The sequence below is a fragment of the Flavivirga sp. 57AJ16 genome (assembly GCF_028736925.1).
GTDB lineage: Bacteria > Bacteroidota > Bacteroidia > Flavobacteriales > Flavobacteriaceae > Flavivirga.
The window spans coordinates 46,656-65,828 of record NZ_JAQZAT010000009.1; the positions used below are offsets into that span (position 1 = coordinate 46,656).

19 protein-coding genes and 1 tRNA gene are annotated in these 19,173 nt (G+C 31.8%); 14 read left to right on the forward strand and 6 right to left on the reverse strand.

Going from position 1 to position 19,173, the window contains the following annotated elements:
• Positions 1–385: 385 nt before the first annotated feature.
• From PQO00_RS11225 to PQO00_RS11245, 5 genes are all read left to right on the forward strand, one after another.
• Positions 386–835 (forward strand): GatB/YqeY domain-containing protein, encoded by a 450-nt coding sequence (locus PQO00_RS11225; RefSeq protein WP_274184940.1) that lies wholly within the window; start codon positions 386–388, stop codon positions 833–835.
• Between the two features lie 203 nt (positions 836–1,038).
• A tRNA-Arg gene (locus PQO00_RS11230) sits at positions 1,039–1,112 on the forward strand.
• Between the two features lie 628 nt (positions 1,113–1,740).
• On the forward strand, positions 1,741–2,001 hold the full coding sequence (locus tag PQO00_RS11235; protein ID WP_274184941.1) for a hypothetical protein: 261 nt from the start codon (positions 1,741–1,743) through the stop codon (positions 1,999–2,001).
• Positions 2,002–2,689: 688 nt separating this feature from the next.
• Positions 2,690–3,223, forward strand: a complete 534-nt coding sequence (locus PQO00_RS11240) for a lipid-binding SYLF domain-containing protein (protein ID WP_274184942.1) — start codon at positions 2,690–2,692, stop codon at positions 3,221–3,223.
• Positions 3,224–3,474: 251 nt separating this feature from the next.
• The gene (locus PQO00_RS11245; RefSeq protein WP_337992839.1) at positions 3,475–4,317 is read left to right on the forward strand and encodes a YihY/virulence factor BrkB family protein; all 843 of its coding nucleotides are present in this window, start codon (positions 3,475–3,477) and stop codon (positions 4,315–4,317) included.
• 145 nt (positions 4,318–4,462) lie between these two features.
• Here the strand turns inward: PQO00_RS11245 and PQO00_RS11250 are convergent, their stop codons facing one another.
• On the reverse strand, positions 4,463–5,275 hold the full coding sequence (locus tag PQO00_RS11250) for a TerC family protein (RefSeq protein ID WP_274184943.1): 813 nt from the start codon (positions 5,273–5,275) through the stop codon (positions 4,463–4,465).
• A 71-nt stretch (positions 5,276–5,346) separates the two neighbouring features.
• Complete coding sequence (locus tag PQO00_RS11255) at positions 5,347–5,532, reverse strand: CsbD family protein (protein ID WP_274184944.1); 186 nt, start codon at positions 5,530–5,532, stop codon at positions 5,347–5,349.
• Between the two features lie 220 nt (positions 5,533–5,752).
• Here PQO00_RS11255 and PQO00_RS11260 point away from each other — a divergent pair, with 220 nt between their 5' ends.
• From PQO00_RS11260 to PQO00_RS11280, 5 genes are all read left to right on the forward strand, one after another.
• A complete protein-coding gene (locus tag PQO00_RS11260; protein WP_274184945.1) occupies positions 5,753–5,992 on the forward strand; it encodes a Rho termination factor in 240 nt (79 codons plus the stop codon).
• A gap of 212 nt (positions 5,993–6,204) precedes the next feature.
• On the forward strand, positions 6,205–8,010 hold the full coding sequence (locus tag PQO00_RS11265; protein ID WP_274184946.1) for an SLC13 family permease: 1,806 nt from the start codon (positions 6,205–6,207) through the stop codon (positions 8,008–8,010).
• Positions 8,011–8,021: 11 nt separating this feature from the next.
• A complete protein-coding gene (locus PQO00_RS11270; RefSeq protein WP_274184947.1) occupies positions 8,022–8,918 on the forward strand; it encodes a mechanosensitive ion channel family protein in 897 nt (298 codons plus the stop codon).
• 270 nt (positions 8,919–9,188) lie between these two features.
• Positions 9,189–9,536: a hypothetical protein gene (locus PQO00_RS11275; protein ID WP_274184948.1), complete on the forward strand. Its 348-nt coding sequence runs from the start codon at positions 9,189–9,191 to the stop codon at positions 9,534–9,536.
• A 766-nt stretch (positions 9,537–10,302) separates the two neighbouring features.
• Positions 10,303–11,331 (forward strand): AraC family transcriptional regulator, encoded by a 1,029-nt coding sequence (locus tag PQO00_RS11280; protein WP_274184949.1) that lies wholly within the window; start codon positions 10,303–10,305, stop codon positions 11,329–11,331.
• Between the two features lie 217 nt (positions 11,332–11,548).
• Here the strand turns inward: PQO00_RS11280 and PQO00_RS11285 are convergent, their stop codons facing one another.
• Complete coding sequence (locus PQO00_RS11285) at positions 11,549–12,001, reverse strand: arsenate reductase family protein (RefSeq protein WP_274184950.1); 453 nt, start codon at positions 11,999–12,001, stop codon at positions 11,549–11,551.
• Between the two features lie 406 nt (positions 12,002–12,407).
• On the opposite strand from PQO00_RS11285, the gene PQO00_RS11290 reads away from it, so the two are divergent.
• The 4 genes from PQO00_RS11290 to PQO00_RS11310 all read left to right on the forward strand — a co-directional run bounded on the left by PQO00_RS11290 (position 12,408) and on the right by PQO00_RS11310 (position 16,043).
• Positions 12,408–12,965, forward strand: a complete 558-nt coding sequence (locus PQO00_RS11290; protein WP_274184951.1) for a type 1 glutamine amidotransferase domain-containing protein — start codon at positions 12,408–12,410, stop codon at positions 12,963–12,965.
• A gap of 416 nt (positions 12,966–13,381) precedes the next feature.
• Positions 13,382–13,894, forward strand: coding sequence for a pyridoxamine 5'-phosphate oxidase family protein (locus PQO00_RS11300; RefSeq protein ID WP_274184952.1), 513 nt, complete (start codon positions 13,382–13,384; stop codon positions 13,892–13,894).
• A 600-nt stretch (positions 13,895–14,494) separates the two neighbouring features.
• Positions 14,495–15,343, forward strand: coding sequence for a zinc-dependent peptidase (locus PQO00_RS11305; RefSeq protein WP_274184953.1), 849 nt, complete (start codon positions 14,495–14,497; stop codon positions 15,341–15,343).
• A 283-nt stretch (positions 15,344–15,626) separates the two neighbouring features.
• Positions 15,627–16,043, forward strand: coding sequence for an HPP family protein (locus PQO00_RS11310; RefSeq protein ID WP_274184954.1), 417 nt, complete (start codon positions 15,627–15,629; stop codon positions 16,041–16,043).
• Here PQO00_RS11310 and rpe read toward each other — a convergent pair.
• The 3 genes from rpe to PQO00_RS11325 form a co-directional block, all read right to left on the reverse strand.
• The gene (rpe, locus tag PQO00_RS11315; protein WP_274184955.1) at positions 16,040–16,702 is read right to left on the reverse strand and encodes a ribulose-phosphate 3-epimerase; all 663 of its coding nucleotides are present in this window, start codon (positions 16,700–16,702) and stop codon (positions 16,040–16,042) included. The two genes, PQO00_RS11310 and rpe, sit on opposite strands and share 4 nt — an antisense overlap.
• Positions 16,703–16,864: 162 nt before the next feature.
• Positions 16,865–17,284 (reverse strand): BLUF domain-containing protein, encoded by a 420-nt coding sequence (locus PQO00_RS11320; RefSeq protein ID WP_274184956.1) that lies wholly within the window; start codon positions 17,282–17,284, stop codon positions 16,865–16,867.
• 913 nt (positions 17,285–18,197) lie between these two features.
• Positions 18,198–19,061: an RNA polymerase sigma factor RpoD/SigA gene (locus PQO00_RS11325; RefSeq protein ID WP_034041378.1), complete on the reverse strand. Its 864-nt coding sequence runs from the start codon at positions 19,059–19,061 to the stop codon at positions 18,198–18,200.
• Positions 19,062–19,173: the final 112 nt, after the last annotated feature.

The window sequence follows — 19,173 nt, forward strand, 5'->3', positions numbered from 1 at the left end:
TCAACTTTTCGGGTTTTTTATTTCTTTTTTATTGTTGTCCGATAAAAGCTATTGACTATTATTAGAAGCCCATCAATAATAGTATAAGTAAAAGCATTACAGATTAGACACTTTGCTTTAAATACCAGTAAAAACAATCAAGAAATATTTAGGTTTCAGGAAGTAAAACAATAGAGGTGTATCTTGTTTGTCAGTTAGTTACAATCAAGTCTTTGTTCTTGGTTCAAATAGCGAAGCGGTCTTACGTCTTTAGTCGGGCACTGATGATTTTTTTTTTGAAGGTTTTAAGCATATACTTTTTCCATTATAAATCATGTTTTTTACTGAAAACTGTTTACTGAAGACTGCTTACTTTTTTATATCTTCGCATCCAAATAGAATTATAATGGGTTTACAACAAGATGTCATGTCTGCCTTAAAAGAGGCCATGAAAGCTAAAGATCAAACAGCTTTAACGGCTTTACGTGCCGTAAAATCTGCGATTTTATTAGCACAGACTGAAAGCGGTGCAAAGGAAGATTTAACAGAAGAGCAAGAACTTAAAATACTTCAAAAACAAGTAAAACAGCGAAGAGATAGTGCTACTATTTATATAGAGCAAGGACGTGAAGATTTGGCTGCTCCAGAATTAGCAGAAGCTGATGTTATTGCACAATTTTTACCAGAAGCTTTAACCGATGAGGAAATAGAGAAAGTGGTTGTTATGACTATTGACAAAATTGGTGCAGAAGGTATGAAAGATATGGGTAAAGTTATGGGTATTGTTAGCAAAGAATTAGCAGGGCAAGCCGACGGTAAAACAATTTCTAATATTGTAAAAGCTAAATTATCTTAGTATAAGTCTTGGTATTTATTAGTTTTTTAATAAAGTAAAAATTAATTTTGAACACTGAACACTGAACACTGAACACTGAACACTGAACACTGAACACTGAACACTGAACACTGAACACTGAACACTGAACACTGAACACTGAACACTGAACACTGAACACTGAACACTGAACACTGAACATTGAACACTGAACACTGAAAAAAGGCCACGTAGCTCAGCTGAATAGAGCACTGGATTTCGGCTCCAGCGGTCGGGGGTTTGAATCCCTCCGTGGTCACGAATAAAAGAAAAACCCACACGTCAAATCAAGCTTGCTTGAATTTGTAAGTGTGGGTTTTTCTTTTTCAAAGCGGCGCTTTGAGGGATCACCGTAGGTAGTCCCTCTTTCATGAATAAACAGAATAAAGGTCACCCTTATTTGCTTGAATTTGTAAGTGTGGGTTTTTCTTTTTCAAAGCGGAGCTTTGAGGGATCGCCGTAGGTGCCCCCCTCCGCGGTCACTAAAGCTAAAATTGTTTAGTAACAAAACCATGTAATTTTTATTAATTAACGTGAGTTCGATATAAGCATAATATTACCGAACTGACTATCAGTAATTTAATCCTGGTTGTCAGGTTGAGTACTTCGGTAAACTCAGCACAGGCTCTGTCAAAACCCATTTAAATAGCTGGTTTTAATGACTTTTCGACTTTAGTTTATGCTGAGCCTTTCGTCTCCGCTCAAAATAAACTGTAGTCGAAGTACTTAAGGAGACAAATCGCTTTATTAGAGAATTTATTGTTAAAAACTCCCTTGTTTTAAATCGAACTCACGTTAATCATGTGGTTTTCAGGTTTTTATAATCACATTTAATTTAAATCATATTGAAGATGAAAACACATTAAGTTTATTTGAAAAAGTTGATTATGGGTTTTGATTCATTTTGGGCTTTAACGAATAAATTCAATGTTTATAAAAGAATAGATAAACAAACATTTGAAGAGATTACTAAAAGTAATCGTTTTAGTATTAGACCACTTTTAAAACAACAAAATATAGTTGATTTTTTTTCTCAAAAAATCAGAAACTTTTTTATTGATAACCCTGTATCAGCAGAAATATTATTGTCATTTTTTGAAGAAGCTCAAGGGAGAAAAAAGAAGACTTATACTTTCCTAATGCTTTAAATAATTTAGATAAAGAAAGTTTAATTTTAGATTACATTAATTATACTAAAGCTAATATGAATTATGTCAAACTAATAGAAAATTCTAAAACTGTTAAACTATCTAATAAAACAAAATTGTTAGCAAAGAAAAAGGCAAAACAGTTAAATGATGAAGCCTTTAAGAATAGTAATGTTTTGAGTCAGATGGGCCAGAGGACCCGGTTTCAAAACAATATTATTTAGTTATAGATGAATTGAGAACTGTTTTGAATGATTTGGAATACACTTCCCTATAAATGAAGTGATTTAAACTTTTTTCAATGGGCTGCAACCTGCCTCTCCGGCAAGCAGGAATGCTTCTTTTCATCCTTTTTTCGTCTTTTTTAATCATGACATGATGTCTAATAAAAAAGACCTCAACAATTTATAAAGAAGTAATATGTTGAGGTCTAATTATCTAACTAACCAACCATTGCTAAATTAATTTAGTCCTATTTTTTAGATTAACTCTATCAAGTAAACATTTAACAGATTAGCTTTAAAAACCAATGAATACATTTTTTTGTGAACAAAAATTAAAAACCGATTTTCTTTAGGTTAAATTTTGTTAATAATTTTTTTTGAGCTAATAAATGCAGTTATTGCGTTCATTCTACAAGCGGTATTTGGATACTTTTGATATAAATGAACAATAAAAAAGTAGATTTATGAAAACTCTAAAAACAATAGCAGTAGCTTGCTTGATATTTTTTACAATAGGAGCTGTTGCGCAAAATAACAAAGACAAAAAAATAATGGCAGATGCCGAACAAGCAAAAACAACCCTTATAACCAAAGACCCTGGACTTGATAAGTTTTTTAAAAACTCATCGGGTTATGTGATTTTTCCTAATGTAGGGAAAGGAGGATTAATCATTGGAGGAGCAAGTGGCAACGGGGTTTTGTATGAAAACGGGACTGCTGTTGGTATGTCAAGCTTAAAAAAACTAAGTATTGGACTTCAAGCTGGTGGACAGGCTGTTATTGAAGTTATCTTTTTTGAGACAGATGCGTCTTTAGAAGAATTTAAGGAAGGTAATTACGAATTTTCTGCTGAAGCTTCTGCTGTTATAGCAGATAAAGGGCAATCTGAAAATGTCGATTACAATGATGGCGTCATAGTTTTTGCTTTACCTAAAGCAGGTTTAATGGCCGATGCCTCCATTGGAGGGCAAAAATTTGAATACCATGCCTTTAAATAGAGGTATTAAAAGTTTTAAATTTTAAGAAGAGGCTGACATTAGTTAGCCTTTTTTGTTTCAAATACCATCAAGTTTTTAAGTCAACTTATAGTACCCTTAGGTTGTATTTTCGAGTATTGAAGTTAAAGGACTTGGCTACTGAGAATGTTAAAAACATGACGATCTACCCTTCGTGGGTGAACGATATTAAAAGGATCTTATAATTTATATATAAGGACAGTTTTAAAATTAAACACCTACCTTCTTTACTTATTGATACTTATAAATCTTGGAATGCAGATAATCCATTTAGATTAAGTGCAGTAATAGCTTATTATGCGGTACTTTCTTTGCCTGGACTTTTGGTCATCATCATTAATCTGGTCGGCTTGGTTTGGGGCGTAGAGATTGTAAAAGGGCAATTAACCGATGAGATTTCAAGTGCATTGGGAAGTGATGCGGCAAACGCTATTGAAACTATGATGCGGGAGACCCAAAATGAAGAAAAAAGTACTATAGCAACCATCCTAGGTATTGGTACTTTAGTATATGGCGCTACAGGGGTTTTTTATCATTTGCAACTGTCCCTAAATCAAATTTGGAATAGTGCACCTGTTAAGAGTTACGGATTTTTAAAGATGATTTTTGATCGAATAAGAAGCTTTGCCTTTATCCTGGTTATTGGCTTCTTATTATTAGTGAGTTTTTTAATTACAGCAGCTATTTCTGTATTGAATAATTACATACGCAGTATGTTGCCCAACATTATTGTTTACATTGCTTTTATGTTGGATTTTCTTGTTTCTATAGGCGTTGTCACTGTACTGTTTGCCCTTATATTTAGATACTTGCCAGATGTAAAAATAAAATGGAAAACAGTATGGATAGGGGCCTTGATAACTTCAATCCTGTTTGTTTTTGGTAAATTTTTATTAGGACTTTATTTTGGTAAGGCAAACCCAGGTTATACGTATGGTGCAGCAGGCACCCTTGTTTTAATATTACTTTGGGTATCTTATTCGGGTTTGATTTTATTTTTTGGTGCTAAGTTTACCTATATTTATGAAAAACGGTATGGATCGGGGATTCAACCAAACTCAAGATCGTCTCTTTAAAAGTCACGATGCTTTAAACAAGTGCTTTACGGTTAAGAACCGATCTTAGTTAGTGGTAATGGCTAAATTTAACTATTTCTATATTTTCAATATGAAGCCTATTAATAATATCATACACCAGGTTAAATAGCATTCCTTTAAAAAGTTAACGTTTGTTGTTTTTCTCTGATGTTTCAATCTTCTTCTTGAGCTTCATGTTTAAAAACTCAACGATTAAAGAAAATGCAATAGCAAAATAAAGATAGCCTTTAGGTATCGCACCAACTTTATTTCCAAAAATGACGGTATTTGAAAGGTGTGCAGCTTCTGTAATGAGCATAAAACCTATTAATATTAAAAAAGAAAGCGCTAGCATTTGAATAGAAGGATTTCTATTAATAAAGTTTCGTATCGTGTTGGCAAAAAATATCATTACTATTATAGAAATAATTACAGCAATAATCATTAAGATAAGAGCATCGTTTGGTGAATTTCCAATACCGTTGGTCATCCCCACAGCAGTTAAAATTGAATCTATGGAAAAAATAAAATCGATAATCAATATTTGAACAATGGCATTTTTCAGGCTGGTTATTTTTTTTGAATTCAATGTGTTTTCTTCTTGATATGGGGTATCCAATTTAATGTGAATTTCAGAAGTACTCTTGTACAAAAGAAACAACCCGCCAAAAAATAATATCAAGCTCTGTGAACTTATAGAGATGTCTAACCACGAATTATGTATGGTATAAAAAGGACGTTTAAGTTCTACTAAAAAAGAAATGCCAAATAATAAAAAGATACGTTGCACCATGGCCATTAAGAGCCCTAGATTTGTAGCCTTTTTTTGTTGGTGTTTAGGTAGTTTATTGGCGGCTAGGGAAATGAATACAATATTGTCAATTCCAAGTATTATTTCCAGAAAGGTTAGTGTTAATAAGGCTATCCAAGTATCAACGCTAGAAAATATTTCAAACATTTTTCGTAAAAAACACCCCTAATGGTATCATCAGGGGATGGATTAATTAATATTTACACACTAAGAAGTGTTTACCATTCAGCAATTTCTTTTTCTAACTCTTCTCTTTTTTTGCCTGTTTTTTCTTGTAGATTACCTAACATTTCATCAAATTTACCTTCAGAATATGTTAAGTCATTATCGGTAATATTCCCATATTTTTGTTTGAACTTACCTTTAACTTGTTTCCATTTACCTTCTAACTGATCTCTGTTCATAATTTCAAAATTTTTAATTAAACAATTCTTGTTTTTAATTTCTGAATCTAAATTATCTAAACGGATACAATCACATTGACTCAAAAAAATAATTTCTTAACGCACAAAAATACAAACTACCCTTGTCAATAGTTAATATTTTATGTGATTAAGTTAAGCCATACTGCTTTTTATTTTAAAATTTAGTACTTAAAAATGAAAACATAAAAATTATATAATTATGGATATTCCAAATATTAAAAATGAAGAACAATATGAAGCCCTTCGTGAAAAGGGGTATAGTAAACAGAAGTCTGCAAGAATTGCTAATACACCAAATGCGGGCAAAAAAGGAGGTAAAGCAAAATCTTATGAGCAATGGACAAAAAGCAAATTATATGAACAAGCTAAAAATGTGGGTATTGATGGACGGTCTAAAATGGATAAAGCGCAACTTATTCACGCATTACGAAACAATTGAGTTTGTTTAAAAATTTATAATAACAGTTGGGATAGACAAGCACTAAAATAATCGTTATGGAGACAGGAGCCATTGGGGGCGGAGATATAATAAAAAAAGGTCATGAGGTACCAGGGATAATTATAAAAAAGAAGCAAAAATGTATATTTATAAGTTGTTTGTTTACACAAAACTTTACACATATTGTTGATTAATTAAAGTTGATAAATAAGATGAGTTGGGAAATTATTTTAATGTTCATTGTTTTGCTGATTACAGTGGTCCTTTTTGTCTTTGAAATTTTCCCCGTAGACAAAGTTGCCTTTTTTATTATTGTATCGCTTATTTTGTTGGGCTTGGTGTCTCCAGAAGAAGGCATAAGTGGTTTTTCAAACAGTGCTACTATAGCTGTATTGGCACTTATGATATTGGCCATTGCGATGGAACAGAATGGTGTAATACAATGGCTAACTTCTGGCATGTCTAGGATAAAGTTTTTGCCCCTTATCGTTATGGGGCCCATTTTTATGTTTGTTACGGCTGGTATTTCAGCATTTATCAGTACCACAGCCGTTGTCATTGTTTTTATAAAAATGATAAACCAACTCTCAGAGAAATACAATATACCACAATCAAAACTCTTTTTGCCTATTTCTTTTGCAGGTATTTTAGGAGGTTCGTGCACCCTGATGGGAACTTCTACAAATCTAATTGTTAATTCAGTTTCAAAAAACCTTGGTATGGGAACATTAGGTTTCTTCGAGTTTTCTCTTTTAGGCTTAATTTTTCTAGGTATTTCAATTATATATCTTACCATCACTTTACGATGGTTGCCATGGGGGAGAGCACAAAATCTTAATAAGGATTATAATATTGATAATTATATTGCAAAAGTTCGTATTAACCCACAGTCTCAATTAGTGGGAAAGAAGATTCAGGAAAGCTTTATGTATAATAATTCCGATGTATCACTTTTGCAACTAATAAGGAATAACCGTGTTTATAATTCGCCAGGGAAATATATCACTTTAAAGGCTGAGGATGATTTATTTTTAATGTGCGACTTAAATAATTTATCACGGATAAACGAATCGGAAAACCTAAGTATTTATAAAGAAAAAAAACTAGAAGAACAAGATAATGAAACTGGAGAACAAGGTTTGGAGGAGCGTATTTTTGTTGAACTTTTAATGTTGCCAGGAGCCTCACTATTAGGTAAAACCATAGGCGACCTTAGGAGTTTTATGTTACGGGATGCCATTCCCATTGCCATTAAAAAAAGAAAAACATTAGTAAACATAAAAGAAAGAATGGTCCATAATAGTATGAACCAAATGGTTTTAAAAGCAGGAGACCGCTTATTGGTAGAAATTTTTAAAGAGAAAATGTATACTCTTGAAACTATGGATAATGTGGTATTACTGCAAAAGTTTGATGAGATAAATAGAAAATCTAAATTTAAAAGATACTTTTCATTAGGTGTTCTTTTATTGGTTATTGCCTTGGCTGCTTCTGGCTTATTATCTATTATGGTAAGTGCTTTAACTGGAGTGTGCCTATTATTGATTACTAAAAACTTAGATCTAAATAGCGTCTATAAAAAAGTGAATTGGCAAATCTTTTTCCTGTTGGCAGGTATGATTCCATTAGGTATTGCTATGCACAATACAGGGGCAGATATGTGGATTTCAGAAAAATTATTAGAGTTTCTGGTTGACCAGCCAGATTTTATCATTATAGGCACGCTGTTTTTAGTCACGATGCTTATGAGCGGTGTGGTTAGCAACAATGCCACAGCTATCATAATGGCACCCATAGCTATTTCCGTCGCTCAAGGTATGAATTTAGATTTCAAGCCTTTTATATTGGCAGTGATGTTTGCAGCTAATTTTAGTTTTTTTACACCAGTAGGCTATCAGACCAATACATTAATATATAGTATTGGCAATTACAAATTTCAACACTTTTTATTAATAGGAGGGATCCTTAGTATAATATTATGGATAACCGCTACGGTTTTATTAACTTATATGCTATAAATTTTTATACAATGAAAGACAAATTTTTTTCGATAGAAGACGCTATAAGCAAATTATGGGACAAATTGGATGGTTGGATGGATGCCATAATTTTAAGATTGCCCAATCTTGTCATGGCTATTTTGATCATGATCGTATTCTATTTTATTGCTAGGGGCGTTAAGAAGCTTTTACTTAAATTATTGCTGCCTCGTATAGGCCAAAAATCAATTCAGGATATTATAGCTAAAATTATTTTTTTAAGCGTTCTTTTAATTGGTTTTTTTATAGCACTTGGCGTTTTAGAACTTAATAAGGTATTAACCAGTATACTTGCAGGTGCGGGCGTCGTTGGTCTTGCGGTAGGTTTAGCACTTCAGGGTACTCTAAGTAATACGGTTGGAGGCTTGGTACTATCCTTTATGCCAAAAATTAATATTAACGATTATATTGAGACCGATGATGTCAAGGGGTTTGTATCAGAAATAAGCCTTCGTAATATAGTTTTGCGCAGACCCGATAATAATTATACCGTTGTTCCTAATTCGAAATTTGTAGAAAACTCATTTACCAACTATTCCATAAGTAAACGAAGTCGGATTACTGTTACTTGTGGTGTAGGCTATGAAAGTAGTATGCAAGAAGTTGAAGACTTGGTAATACGTATTATTTCTGAAAATTTTGAACAAAAAAAAGGGGAGTCCGTAGAGTTTTTCTTTACTGATTTTGGAGATAGTTCCATAAATTTTATGACACGATTTTGGATAGATATGGTAAAAAATAAACAAGAATATGCAGCTAAGCATAAGGCTATGAAACTTATTAAAAGCGAATTTGATTCTAAAGGAATTAATATCCCTTTCCCGATTCGAACCTTGGATTTTGGAAAAAACAAATTACAAATGGCAAAGAATGAAAATGAAGATTAGATTTTTGATAGTTCTGATGAGCCTACCGAACTACCAATTTAATATATGAAAAGTATATGAAGTTTGGGTTGGCAAATTTTTAGAAAACGGCATCATGGGTCAATACTTATAATAAACGACTATTATTGAGCTAATAGCATTAAAATTCAATGGGATTGCGTTAACCTTAATGCCTTTTTTTTTGCAAATTTGATATACTATAGTGAATTATGTGAGATAACGTCCGTCTTTCCTTCATTGTAGGTATTTGTCTAAATAAAATTTAATATGATGGAAAACGAATTAGCAAAACACGAAAAGGATTATATAAGAATTTATGAAAAGAAGGGCTATGGTTCTAACTTCTATTTTAAAAAAAATAAACTTATAAATAGTGAGACTAAAAATCAATATTTACCCGAAGATATTACCATTGTTGCAGAACATAGATATGAAGGTATGAGTGATCCTTCAGATATGTCAATTCTTTATGTCATTGAAACCAATAAGAATGAAAAAGGAACTTTTTTATTGGGTTATGGACCAAATACCGATTTGGACATCGCAGAATTTTTTAAAAAAGTACCAAAATCGAATATTACTGATGCTAAGAACATCAATCTAAATGATAAAGATTAATTAAAAATTTGTTTAATAACCTTATAACAATCTTGTGTTATTTTTTTATGAAATAACACAAGATTGTTTGTTTTATATCTATAGAATTTTTAATTAGAATCAGTTTTTTTCATACTTGATATGAAGAAAAAATAAATGGATTTATTTGTGTCGTGGAATAATTCTTGTATCTTATATATAATTGAACTTATTGAAAAAGTTTAAAAGTTCATGACCTTTTAAGCCTTTATTTTTATTTTAAAAACGGCTTTTACTTCTCGTTCATGTTTTTTAGCACTTTTCTTATTAAAAACTAAAAGTTATATAACATAATCTAAAAGTTGTATAATGTATTTATCTATGTCTATAACGATCTTTATATCATTAATAAAAACACAACAACTTAATATATAAAGAAGTTTATGGAACAAAGTATAAAAGCAAGAGCGAGACAATTTGCAAGAGTGGGTAAATCAAGACCCAGACCTCAATTTATCAATAGTGATTTTTTAAAAAATGCCGTTTGGCGGGTTTTTGGTAAACGAAAAAAACTCTAAAAAATAATCTTCAGCGTTAAAATAATCACGTTTCATGCCTAGAATGTCATGGATACATAATCTCTATGTGCTTAATTATTTGGGATATTGGGTTTTCCCCTTACAAAATAGGTAAGCTGTTCACCTTTTATAAGTTGTAACGATTAACGGTTACTATAGCTATAGTACTTAATCGCCTAAAACAAACAATTCAATATTCTATTCAATAAAAATTTAAAAAAAGTAATACAATGAAAACTACATATTTAAAGACAAATACTATAGAAAACATATTCAAGAAATTAAAACTTAGTTTTGGAGGTTTAATGACAAAAGAATCTAAAGAATATATTTTAGAAATAAAGAATAATATAGGTACTGGTACTATTAAAGGCATCACCTTAACGGGAGGCATTTCTTATATCGAGTTTAATATGATTTTCTCTGAAGATGTTGTACTATCTATCAATGTGCCCGATAAAACTCCAATTTATTTTGCCTACTGTTCTAAAGGAAGTTTAGGTCATAGTTTTGGAGTTAATGGTAAAAAGAATGTGTTACAAAGTTTTCAAACAGGTATTCTAACCAGTCAATCGAGCGACGAGAATGTTCTATATTTTAAGAAGGATAAGCATATAAAAGTTACCTTAATTACAGTACAGGCCAATAATAAAGCAACAGTTTCTGAAAATTACGGATTAAAAAATAAGCTATACAAAGCGTTTTTTAAAGAAGGTACCAATAAAAATTTTATATATATAGGTTCGCAAAATTTAAAGATTGCAGAAAAAATACAACAACTAGAGGCCATTAAACAAAAAGGATTGGTAAGAAGCCTTTTAATACAAGGTTTAGTACATGTTATATTAGCATTGGAAGTACAACAGCATACCGATGATACTACCTCTAGTGAAAACCAATTGGGCTCTCTACTAATAAGAGAGGTGGAAATTATAAAAGAGGCCTCGCAGTTTATAAGAGATCATTTTGATTTGCAGTTGTCAATCACACAATTGTGTTCAAAATTTGGTATAGCTCCATCAAAACTTCAAGAAGGTTTTAAATCAATGCATAATCACACGGTTGCAGATTTTATAAGAGAAGTGCGTATTCAAAAAGCAGAAGAATTTATAAAAAATACCGATATGAACATTTCAGAAGTAGTATATAGTATAGGGTTTTCAAGTAGAAGTTATTTCTCCAAAATTTTTAGAGAAAAATACAATTGTAGTCCGAGCAAATATAAAAATGCCAATAGGGTAAGCTCATTTGTAGCGTAAAGAAATTTGTGTGAATATAAAATATAGCTAAATCAATATAAAATAATTTCTAAATATTCTATGCCATTTTATATTGATTTAGCTATATGTTGTGGAAATTGGCGTAATTGTGAATCCTTTTTTACAATGAAGTGATTTAAGATCTATTTTTTCGATAGGCGGGTTTTCTTCATTAAGAAAAAACGATGATGATGAAAAACTTCTGAAAAATCTAATTTTAGATAAAATTTTCATCCTCTGTTGTTGAGGATATTGTGGGCGATTCCCCACTAAGTCCTTTTTTAAGCCCGGCAGAATCTACTCCGAAAAACTTTAATATTTCAGCTCGGTGTGCTATCAACATAACTTTATCACCATTAACTGCTATAGGTTTTTGCAAAAGTTCCGGGTTTTTGTTTATAATTTTAAGCCAATCATCTGTGCTAAAATTATTTGTATCGCCTATATTAGAACTATCATTATTTTTGACAGTAAAAAGCTCGGCAAGTGATAAGTCTAGATTGTCTGCAAGTTCTACCCAGATAGTGTCACCTAAGTTTTCTTTCACTATATCTATAACCTCTACTTTTTTATCTATACCTTGAATATAACCTAAAACTTGTTTTCCTAAATGGGACAAAGAGCTGTATATGTATGTAAGTTGTTTTTTATCTCGCGCTAATATTGACATGTTTTTACGTTTATTAATTAATTTTTTGAGTTATCGAGATGGTGATTAATAGTTTTAAATTCAAAAAACTGATTGTACACCTCACAGCGATCAGTTTCAGAATCTGGAGGACGATTTTATGCTACCTTTCTTTTCTTTTCTTTTATAGCTCCCATAGTATTTGTTTTTATAGTTAATTATAGGTTTTAATTCCATCCCCGTCACCAAGTGTTAAATTAACTATCTTTTATAATAATGGTTAACGCTAAAAAGAGCATGATTGACTCAAATGATGTTTTTTTTAAACATTCAAAAAACAGGTTGATAGTGTTTTTAATACCGTTAAGAAAATTTGGTTTAGAGCAAATGGATCTGCCATTACTCAATTAATTTTATAAAAGATTATTAATTTTTAAAATATAAAAACATGAAACTTGAAAATAAAAAAATAGCCATTTTAGCGACCGATGGATTTGAAAAATCAGAGTTGTTCAAACCTATGGAAGCTTTAAAAGAAGAAGGCGCAATAGTGCATATCATTTCAAACAAGGACGGAGAAATTAAGAGTTGGGATGATGCTAATTGGGGAAAAACGATTAAAATAGATAAAAAAATTAATGAAGCAAATGAAAATGATTATAATGCTTTGGTACTCCCTGGAGGTGTTATAAGCCCGGATATTTTACGTGTGGATGAGTCTGCCTTAAACTTTATACGTGCTTTTTTTAAAAGTAAAAAACCAGTTGCAGCTATTTGTCATGCCCCTTGGTTATTAATTAGTGCAGGAGTTATTCAAAACCGTACAGTAACTTCATATAAAAGTATTAAAGACGATGTTGTAAATGCTGGAGCTCATTGGATTGATGAAGAGGTTGTTGTTGATAGCGGACTGGTAACAAGTAGAAAGCCCAATGATCTTCCTGCCTTTTGTGACAAAATTATAGAAGAAGTAAGAGAAGGTAAGCATGTAGCACAACATGCCTAGTTTTTAAAAGGGGCAGTTTATGCCTACTGTTAGAAAAAAGGTTCACATTTTTATTAATTAAATCAAATAAAAAAAATGGTACGTGATTATGAAAGTTGTATAGAAGCCTGTCAACAATGTTTAATTGATTGTCAAAAGTGTCTTTTTGAAATGATGGGCAAAGAAAGTGATAATGATTGTCCGAGCTGTTGTATCCAATGTGTGGAAGCTTGTCTAATTTGTATAAAGTTTATGCTAGCCGATAGCCCATTTGTGAAAAAATATTGCAGATTATGTGCTGAAATATGTGAATGGTGTGCAGCACAATGCAAACAGCATGACCACGAACACTGTAAAGTTTGCGCAGCATCATGTATGGCTTGTGCACAAGAATGCCGTGTACATATGGCTTAAAGATTCCAACAAAAATAAATATGATGAGCACTATAAATTATACAGAAAATAAAGCAGGTTTAGAAAAGATTAGGAGTATGATTGGCAATGAGCCAAAAATTGTAATGATAGCAACTAGGTTGGAAAAAATACCCTTTTCAGTCTGCCCGATGACTCTACAAGAAATGGACGAGCAAGGAAGTTTTTGGTTTTTTGTATCGAAAGAAAGTAATTTTTTTAAAGATATAAGATATGATAATAGAATACAAATTCTTTATTCCAATCCAGAGGCACAGGAATATATGTCCATTTTTGGAAAGGCCACACATGTTATAGATAAGAAAAAAGTACATGCCCTATGGAATTCTTTATTGCACAGTTGGTTTGAAGGCGAAGATGACCCAAACTTGATACTATTGAATGTTCAGATAAAACATGCTTATTACTGGGATAATGATACAAGTAAACTAGTTTCTTTTTTCAAAATGTTAAAGAATGCTATCACAGAAGACAAATCTGATTTAGGAAATAAGGGACATATAAGTTTACAGGATTAACCTATTATACCAATTATGAATTAAAATGAGCAACAGAAAACGACATAGCTTATTTGTTTTAGCCAGCTGCGAGTTATTTGCATAGCCTAAGCTATGGAAATGATGAGAAAAGAGAAAAAACGAATTAATGAATGAGTTTGAATAGCGTATTTTAATTCATAATTGGTATTACACATTTTTGATATAGATCTATCAATGAGGTAGTTACGCCATACGCTATGTAAATAGAAAATAAAGACAGTGTATGGCATACTACCTTTTTTATTTTTAATTCTATTTTTTAAACTCCGTGAGGTTATTGTCTATTATAACTAAATCATTATAAAAAGTCATTTTTATTTACAGCCCAGACCTGTCAGGTTTTTAAAACCTGACAGGTCTAAACGGTGAAATACAATTGATAAGATGGTGTTGTTTCTGATTTTAAAATATCTTGGAATGACATTTTATCTTGGTTTGACTATAGCTGACAGTGTTAGGGCTCATTAAAAAAAATATAAAGTTTTTAATGTAAATCAATGATCTTTTTTATAAGGTTTAGCTTTTTTAATAGTTATTATAAATACATTCTTGTAATTTTAACTTTTATAAAGGCTATATATGATAAATACCTTGTTTTTTTTAATGAATCAGCCTAATAAGATTATATTAGGTATTGTGTTTGCAGCACTAGGATGGTTGGTTCTACATTATGCTTTCAAAATGGTAGAAATGGCGTATGTCTTAAAGTATAAAAAGCCATTATACAATCATTTTTATATCTTTTTAAAACAATTAGAGGGACCCAAAAAAGCTATTTTAAAAAATCATTTTTCATTTTATAAAAACTTAACAGATAAAGAAAAGAAGTATTTCGAACACCGAGTAGCATCATTTATTAAAGACAAAGATTTTATAGGTAGAGAAGGAAATAGAATAACCGATGAAATGAAAGTTTTAGTTTCTGCAACCGCGGTTATGTTGACTTTTGGTTTTAGGGATTTTTACATTGGTATTATTTCTAAGATTGTGATCTACCCACACAAATTTTATTCCCATACGAACAATGCTTATCACAAAGGGGAATTTAATCCTAAATTAAAAGCATTGGTATTATCTTGGGAAGACTTTGTACAGGGTTTTCATGATGGAAACGATAATTTAAATTTAGGCATACATGAGCTTACACATGCCATTCATATTAATAGTATGAAGGAACGGGATGTGAGTGCTATCATTTTTAGTGATTCTTTTAAAGAGTTATCTGCTTTATTCTCTGAAAATGAATCCTTGCGAGATATGTTAAAAGAGTCTGATTACTTCAGAAAATATGCCTTTACAAACCAATTTGAATTTTTAGCTGTTGCTATTGAGAACTTTATGGAAACACCACAAGAATTCCAGTCTCAGTTTCCTGAGGTTTATAATAAAATTAAGCAAATGCTTAATTTCAAGGTTAAGGGGTATTAGTTTTCATGAAATTATCTTTTCATGATAACAAATACGCCAAAAAAATGGCAAAACAGATAAGCCTGTTGTATATAATTGGTGAAATTAACACGATATAAATGTCGTTTTATGTTTTTATATGAGCGACATGATTTTTATCATACTTTATTTGCATTTCCGTGCTTAATTTTAATGTAGAATTAAAAATTTAGTAAGATGAAACACCCATGAGAATTGCTTTCACACACACGAGAATGATTATCAAGGCGTTCCATATGACCTCTAAAACAATAAAAATAAACATATGAAAAGAAGCACTCCAGTTTCAGAAATAATGAGCAAGGATGTTATAGCCTTAAGAAGATCGGATAATTTAGAGAGAGCCGAAATGCTTTTTAAAAGATATAATATTAGACACATCCCTGTTGTTAGTAGCGAATCTATAATTGGCATGTTAAGTTATACAGATTTACTCAGAATTAGCTTTGCTGATGCTACAGATAACGGTAGCAGTGTTGATACCGTTGTTTACAATATGTTTACTATTGAACAGGTTATGACAAAAAGCCCTGTAAGTGTTTCAAGTGATACAACTATTAAAGAAGTGGCCGAAATTTTAGCTAAAAATGAATTTCATGCATTACCTGTTGTAGCCGATTCGCTTTTGGTTGGTATCGTAACAACTACAGATTTGATAAATTATTTGCTGAAGCAATATTAAGAATTCGCCAATTCTTTTAAGTCTTTAACCGTTTTAATCTGGTCGCTACTTTTAAATACGTAGCTTCCAGCAACTAATACATCTGCACCAACATCTACAAGTGCTTTTGCATTTTTGTTAGTGACACCGCCATCAATTTCTATAATAGTTGAAGCGCCTTTGCGTGTTATTAATTCTTTTAGTTGTGAGACCTTATTATAAGTGTTTTCAATAAAGCTTTGACCTCCAAAGCCAGGGTTTACACTCATGACACATACCAAATCGATATCGTTTATGGTGTCTTCCAGGACATTTATACTAGTGTGCGGATTTAATGCAACGCCCGCTTTCATACCTTCAGCTTTAATAGCTTGTAAAGTTCTATGTAAATGTGTACAGGCTTCATAGTGCACGGTAAGGACATGACTACCCAACTCGGCAAAAGTTTTAATATACCTGTCTGGGTCAACAATCATTAAATGCACATCTATGGTTTTTTTTGCATGTTTGGCAATGGCTTTTAAAACAGGCATTCCAAAAGAAATGTTAGGTACAAATACACCATCCATGATATCAATATGAAACCAATCGGCATCACTTGTATTAACCATTTCTATATCACGTTGAAGGTTTGCAAAATCTGCTGCCAAAATTGATGGCGCAATTAGTTTAGAACTCATTTAATGTTTTTTGTTTATTAGTGAAACTCAATTTTGAAAAGTTGCGAAGCAAAGCATTCAAAGTTGATCGTTGAACTAATCCCGCTTTTCTAGCGGGTCTTTGGATTTAATGCCTTAAAGCTTATTCCGAAGCAGTTCATTCAGCAAAAATAATTGTTTTACTCAATGTTTAGCTGTTTTTTGTGCAATAAAATTTTCGACCATGTTGATAACTTTATTGGCCAGCTTATTATCTGCTTTTCTTAACCATTCAAGATATTCGTGAAGGTTGTTTAGTTCTTTACTATTATTCACTATTGTGAACCCAAAGTTATAGTCTTCAAAAATACGTTGTTGAATATCAATATTAATAACTTTAAAAATATTCCTATGCCTAGTGTCCAGGCTAATTCTTTTAAAAGTGGCATCAACATGAATTTGATCACCTTCAAGAACTTGTAAGAAATTAGAATTAGAATATATCAATATACCAGTTATGTTATATTTTAAATTATTTTTTTTTGCTTTTGAAAATAACTTTTGGAGAGCCTTTAACGATTCTTCCTGACAAGAATCACTTATATAGCATATGGTCTTTAGCATTTAAAAAAAAAAGTTCGTTTTCTCGAAAGTACAAAAAATAATGAACACATTCTGACTTTTTGTTTTTAACAGAAAATGAGATGCGGTTGAAATTGAAATTGAAATTGAAGTTGAGGTTGAAGTTGGAAGATTGAAGTGATCTGGTGTACTAATTGAGAGGTCGGGGCTATGTCGATAGACAGGTTTCAAGGTTTTTAATTTTTAAATACTACGATGAGACTTTAGATTCGTGTGAATTTGTGCCATTCGTGTCCTTTTTAAAAGTGTATATACAGGTAGTTTTTTGGAACTGGAAGTTATAGCAGTGAGGGGGGATTGAAGTTGAAATTGAAATTGAAGTTGAGGTTGAAGTTGGAAGATTGAAGTGATCTGGTGTGCTAATTGAAGGGTCGGGGCTATGTCGATAGACAGGTTTCAAGGTTTTTAATTTTTAAATACTACGATGAGACGTTAGATTCGTGTGAATTTGTGCCATTCGTGTCCTTTTTAAAAGTGTATATACAGGTAGTTTTTTGGAACTGAAAGTTATAGCGGTGAGGGGGGATTGAAATTGAAGTTGAAATTGAAATTGAGGTCGAGGTTGAGGTCGAGGTTGAAGTTGGAAGATTGGAATGATCTGGTTTGCTAATTGTGGGGTCGGGGTGTCATGTCTGTAGACAGGTTCCTAGTCTTTTAATGTATTACGATGAGACGTTAGATTTGTATGAATCTGTGCCATTTGTGTCCTTTTAATGATGCGTACACAAAAGGAGTATTTTGCAAGGGGGTGGGCTATTTTCAGCTATAGTAATTTAAAACAAGACATGGTATAAAAAATGAACCCCCGGTAATCAGCCGAGGGTTCTTTCATCAATCAAAAAACGAACAGTTATGTGTAACTGTTTGTTACGGTAATTTAGTCGTAAAAAAATTACTATCCTAAATATGTTTTTAATATTTTACTTCTAGAAGTATGTTTAAGTCTTCTAATCGCTTTTTCTTTAATTTGCCTTACACGCTCTCTTGTCAAGTCAAATGTTTCCCCAATCTCTTCTAAAGTCATCGGGTGTTGGTTCCCTAACCCGAAGTATAAACGGATAACATCGGCTTCACGAGGTGTTAAGGTTTCTAAAGCACGCTCAATCTCAGTACGTAAAGATTCATGTAATAACTCTCTATCTGGATTTGGTGATTCACCACTATTTAGTACATCGTATAAGTTGGAATCTTCACCTTCAACTAAAGGAGCATCCATACTTACATGACGACCAGAGTTTTTCATAGATTCTTTAACATCGTTAATAGTCATGTCTAATTCCTTGGCAATTTCCTCTGCACTTGGCGGGCGTTCATGACTTTGCTCAAGAAAAGCAAACGTTTTATTAATTTTATTAATAGAACCAATTTTGTTTAACGGTAAACGAACAATACGGGATTGTTCAGCTAAAGCTTGTAAAATGGATTGACGGATCCACCAAACAGCATACGAAATAAATTTAAAACCACGTGTTTCATCAAAACGTTGTGCCGCTTTTATTAAACCTAAATTACCTTCATTAATTAAATCTGGTAATGTTAAACCTTGGTTTTGGTATTGTTTAGCTACCGATACTACGAAACGTAAATTAGCTTTTGTTAACTTCTCTAAAGCTATCTGATCTCCAGCTTTAATACGTTGTGCTAATTCTACTTCTTCGTCTGCAGTAATTAAATCAACCTTACCAATTTCTTGTAAATATTTATCTAACGAAGCGGTTTCTCTATTAGTAACCTGCTTCGTAATTTTAAGTTGTCTCATCTAAAATTTTCCTGTGATTTTTAATTGAATATTTGGGCTTTCAGTGGTTATACGTTTATATGTCGTATAATGTTACAAAAAGTTTCAAATAATTTTTACATTTCGATATTTT

What these genes read in the sequence shown, in the direction of transcription:
- PQO00_RS11225 (WP_274184940.1), top strand. Translation starts at nt 386, where the DNA reads ATGGGTTTACAACAAGATGTCATGTCTGCCTTAAAAGAGGCCATGAAA.
- PQO00_RS11235 (WP_274184941.1), top strand. Translation starts at nt 1,741, where the DNA reads ATGGGTTTTGATTCATTTTGGGCTTTAACGAATAAATTCAATGTTTAT.
- PQO00_RS11240 (WP_274184942.1), top strand. Translation starts at nt 2,690, where the DNA reads ATGAAAACTCTAAAAACAATAGCAGTAGCTTGCTTGATATTTTTTACA.
- PQO00_RS11250 (WP_274184943.1), bottom strand. Translation starts at nt 5,275, where the DNA reads ATGTTTGAAATATTTTCTAGCGTTGATACTTGGATAGCCTTATTAACA.
- PQO00_RS11255 (WP_274184944.1), bottom strand. Translation starts at nt 5,532, where the DNA reads ATGAACAGAGATCAGTTAGAAGGTAAATGGAAACAAGTTAAAGGTAAG.
- PQO00_RS11260 (WP_274184945.1), top strand. Translation starts at nt 5,753, where the DNA reads ATGGATATTCCAAATATTAAAAATGAAGAACAATATGAAGCCCTTCGT.
- PQO00_RS11265 (WP_274184946.1), top strand. Translation starts at nt 6,205, where the DNA reads ATGAGTTGGGAAATTATTTTAATGTTCATTGTTTTGCTGATTACAGTG.
- PQO00_RS11270 (WP_274184947.1), top strand. Translation starts at nt 8,022, where the DNA reads ATGAAAGACAAATTTTTTTCGATAGAAGACGCTATAAGCAAATTATGG.
- PQO00_RS11275 (WP_274184948.1), top strand. Translation starts at nt 9,189, where the DNA reads ATGGAAAACGAATTAGCAAAACACGAAAAGGATTATATAAGAATTTAT.
- PQO00_RS11280 (WP_274184949.1), top strand. Translation starts at nt 10,303, where the DNA reads ATGAAAACTACATATTTAAAGACAAATACTATAGAAAACATATTCAAG.
- PQO00_RS11285 (WP_274184950.1), bottom strand. Translation starts at nt 12,001, where the DNA reads ATGTCAATATTAGCGCGAGATAAAAAACAACTTACATACATATACAGC.
- PQO00_RS11290 (WP_274184951.1), top strand. Translation starts at nt 12,408, where the DNA reads ATGAAACTTGAAAATAAAAAAATAGCCATTTTAGCGACCGATGGATTT.
- PQO00_RS11300 (WP_274184952.1), top strand. Translation starts at nt 13,382, where the DNA reads ATGAGCACTATAAATTATACAGAAAATAAAGCAGGTTTAGAAAAGATT.
- PQO00_RS11305 (WP_274184953.1), top strand. Translation starts at nt 14,495, where the DNA reads ATGATAAATACCTTGTTTTTTTTAATGAATCAGCCTAATAAGATTATA.
- PQO00_RS11310 (WP_274184954.1), top strand. Translation starts at nt 15,627, where the DNA reads ATGAAAAGAAGCACTCCAGTTTCAGAAATAATGAGCAAGGATGTTATA.
- rpe (WP_274184955.1), bottom strand. Translation starts at nt 16,702, where the DNA reads ATGAGTTCTAAACTAATTGCGCCATCAATTTTGGCAGCAGATTTTGCA.
- PQO00_RS11320 (WP_274184956.1), bottom strand. Translation starts at nt 17,284, where the DNA reads ATGCTAAAGACCATATGCTATATAAGTGATTCTTGTCAGGAAGAATCG.
- PQO00_RS11325 (WP_034041378.1), bottom strand. Translation starts at nt 19,061, where the DNA reads ATGAGACAACTTAAAATTACGAAGCAGGTTACTAATAGAGAAACCGCT.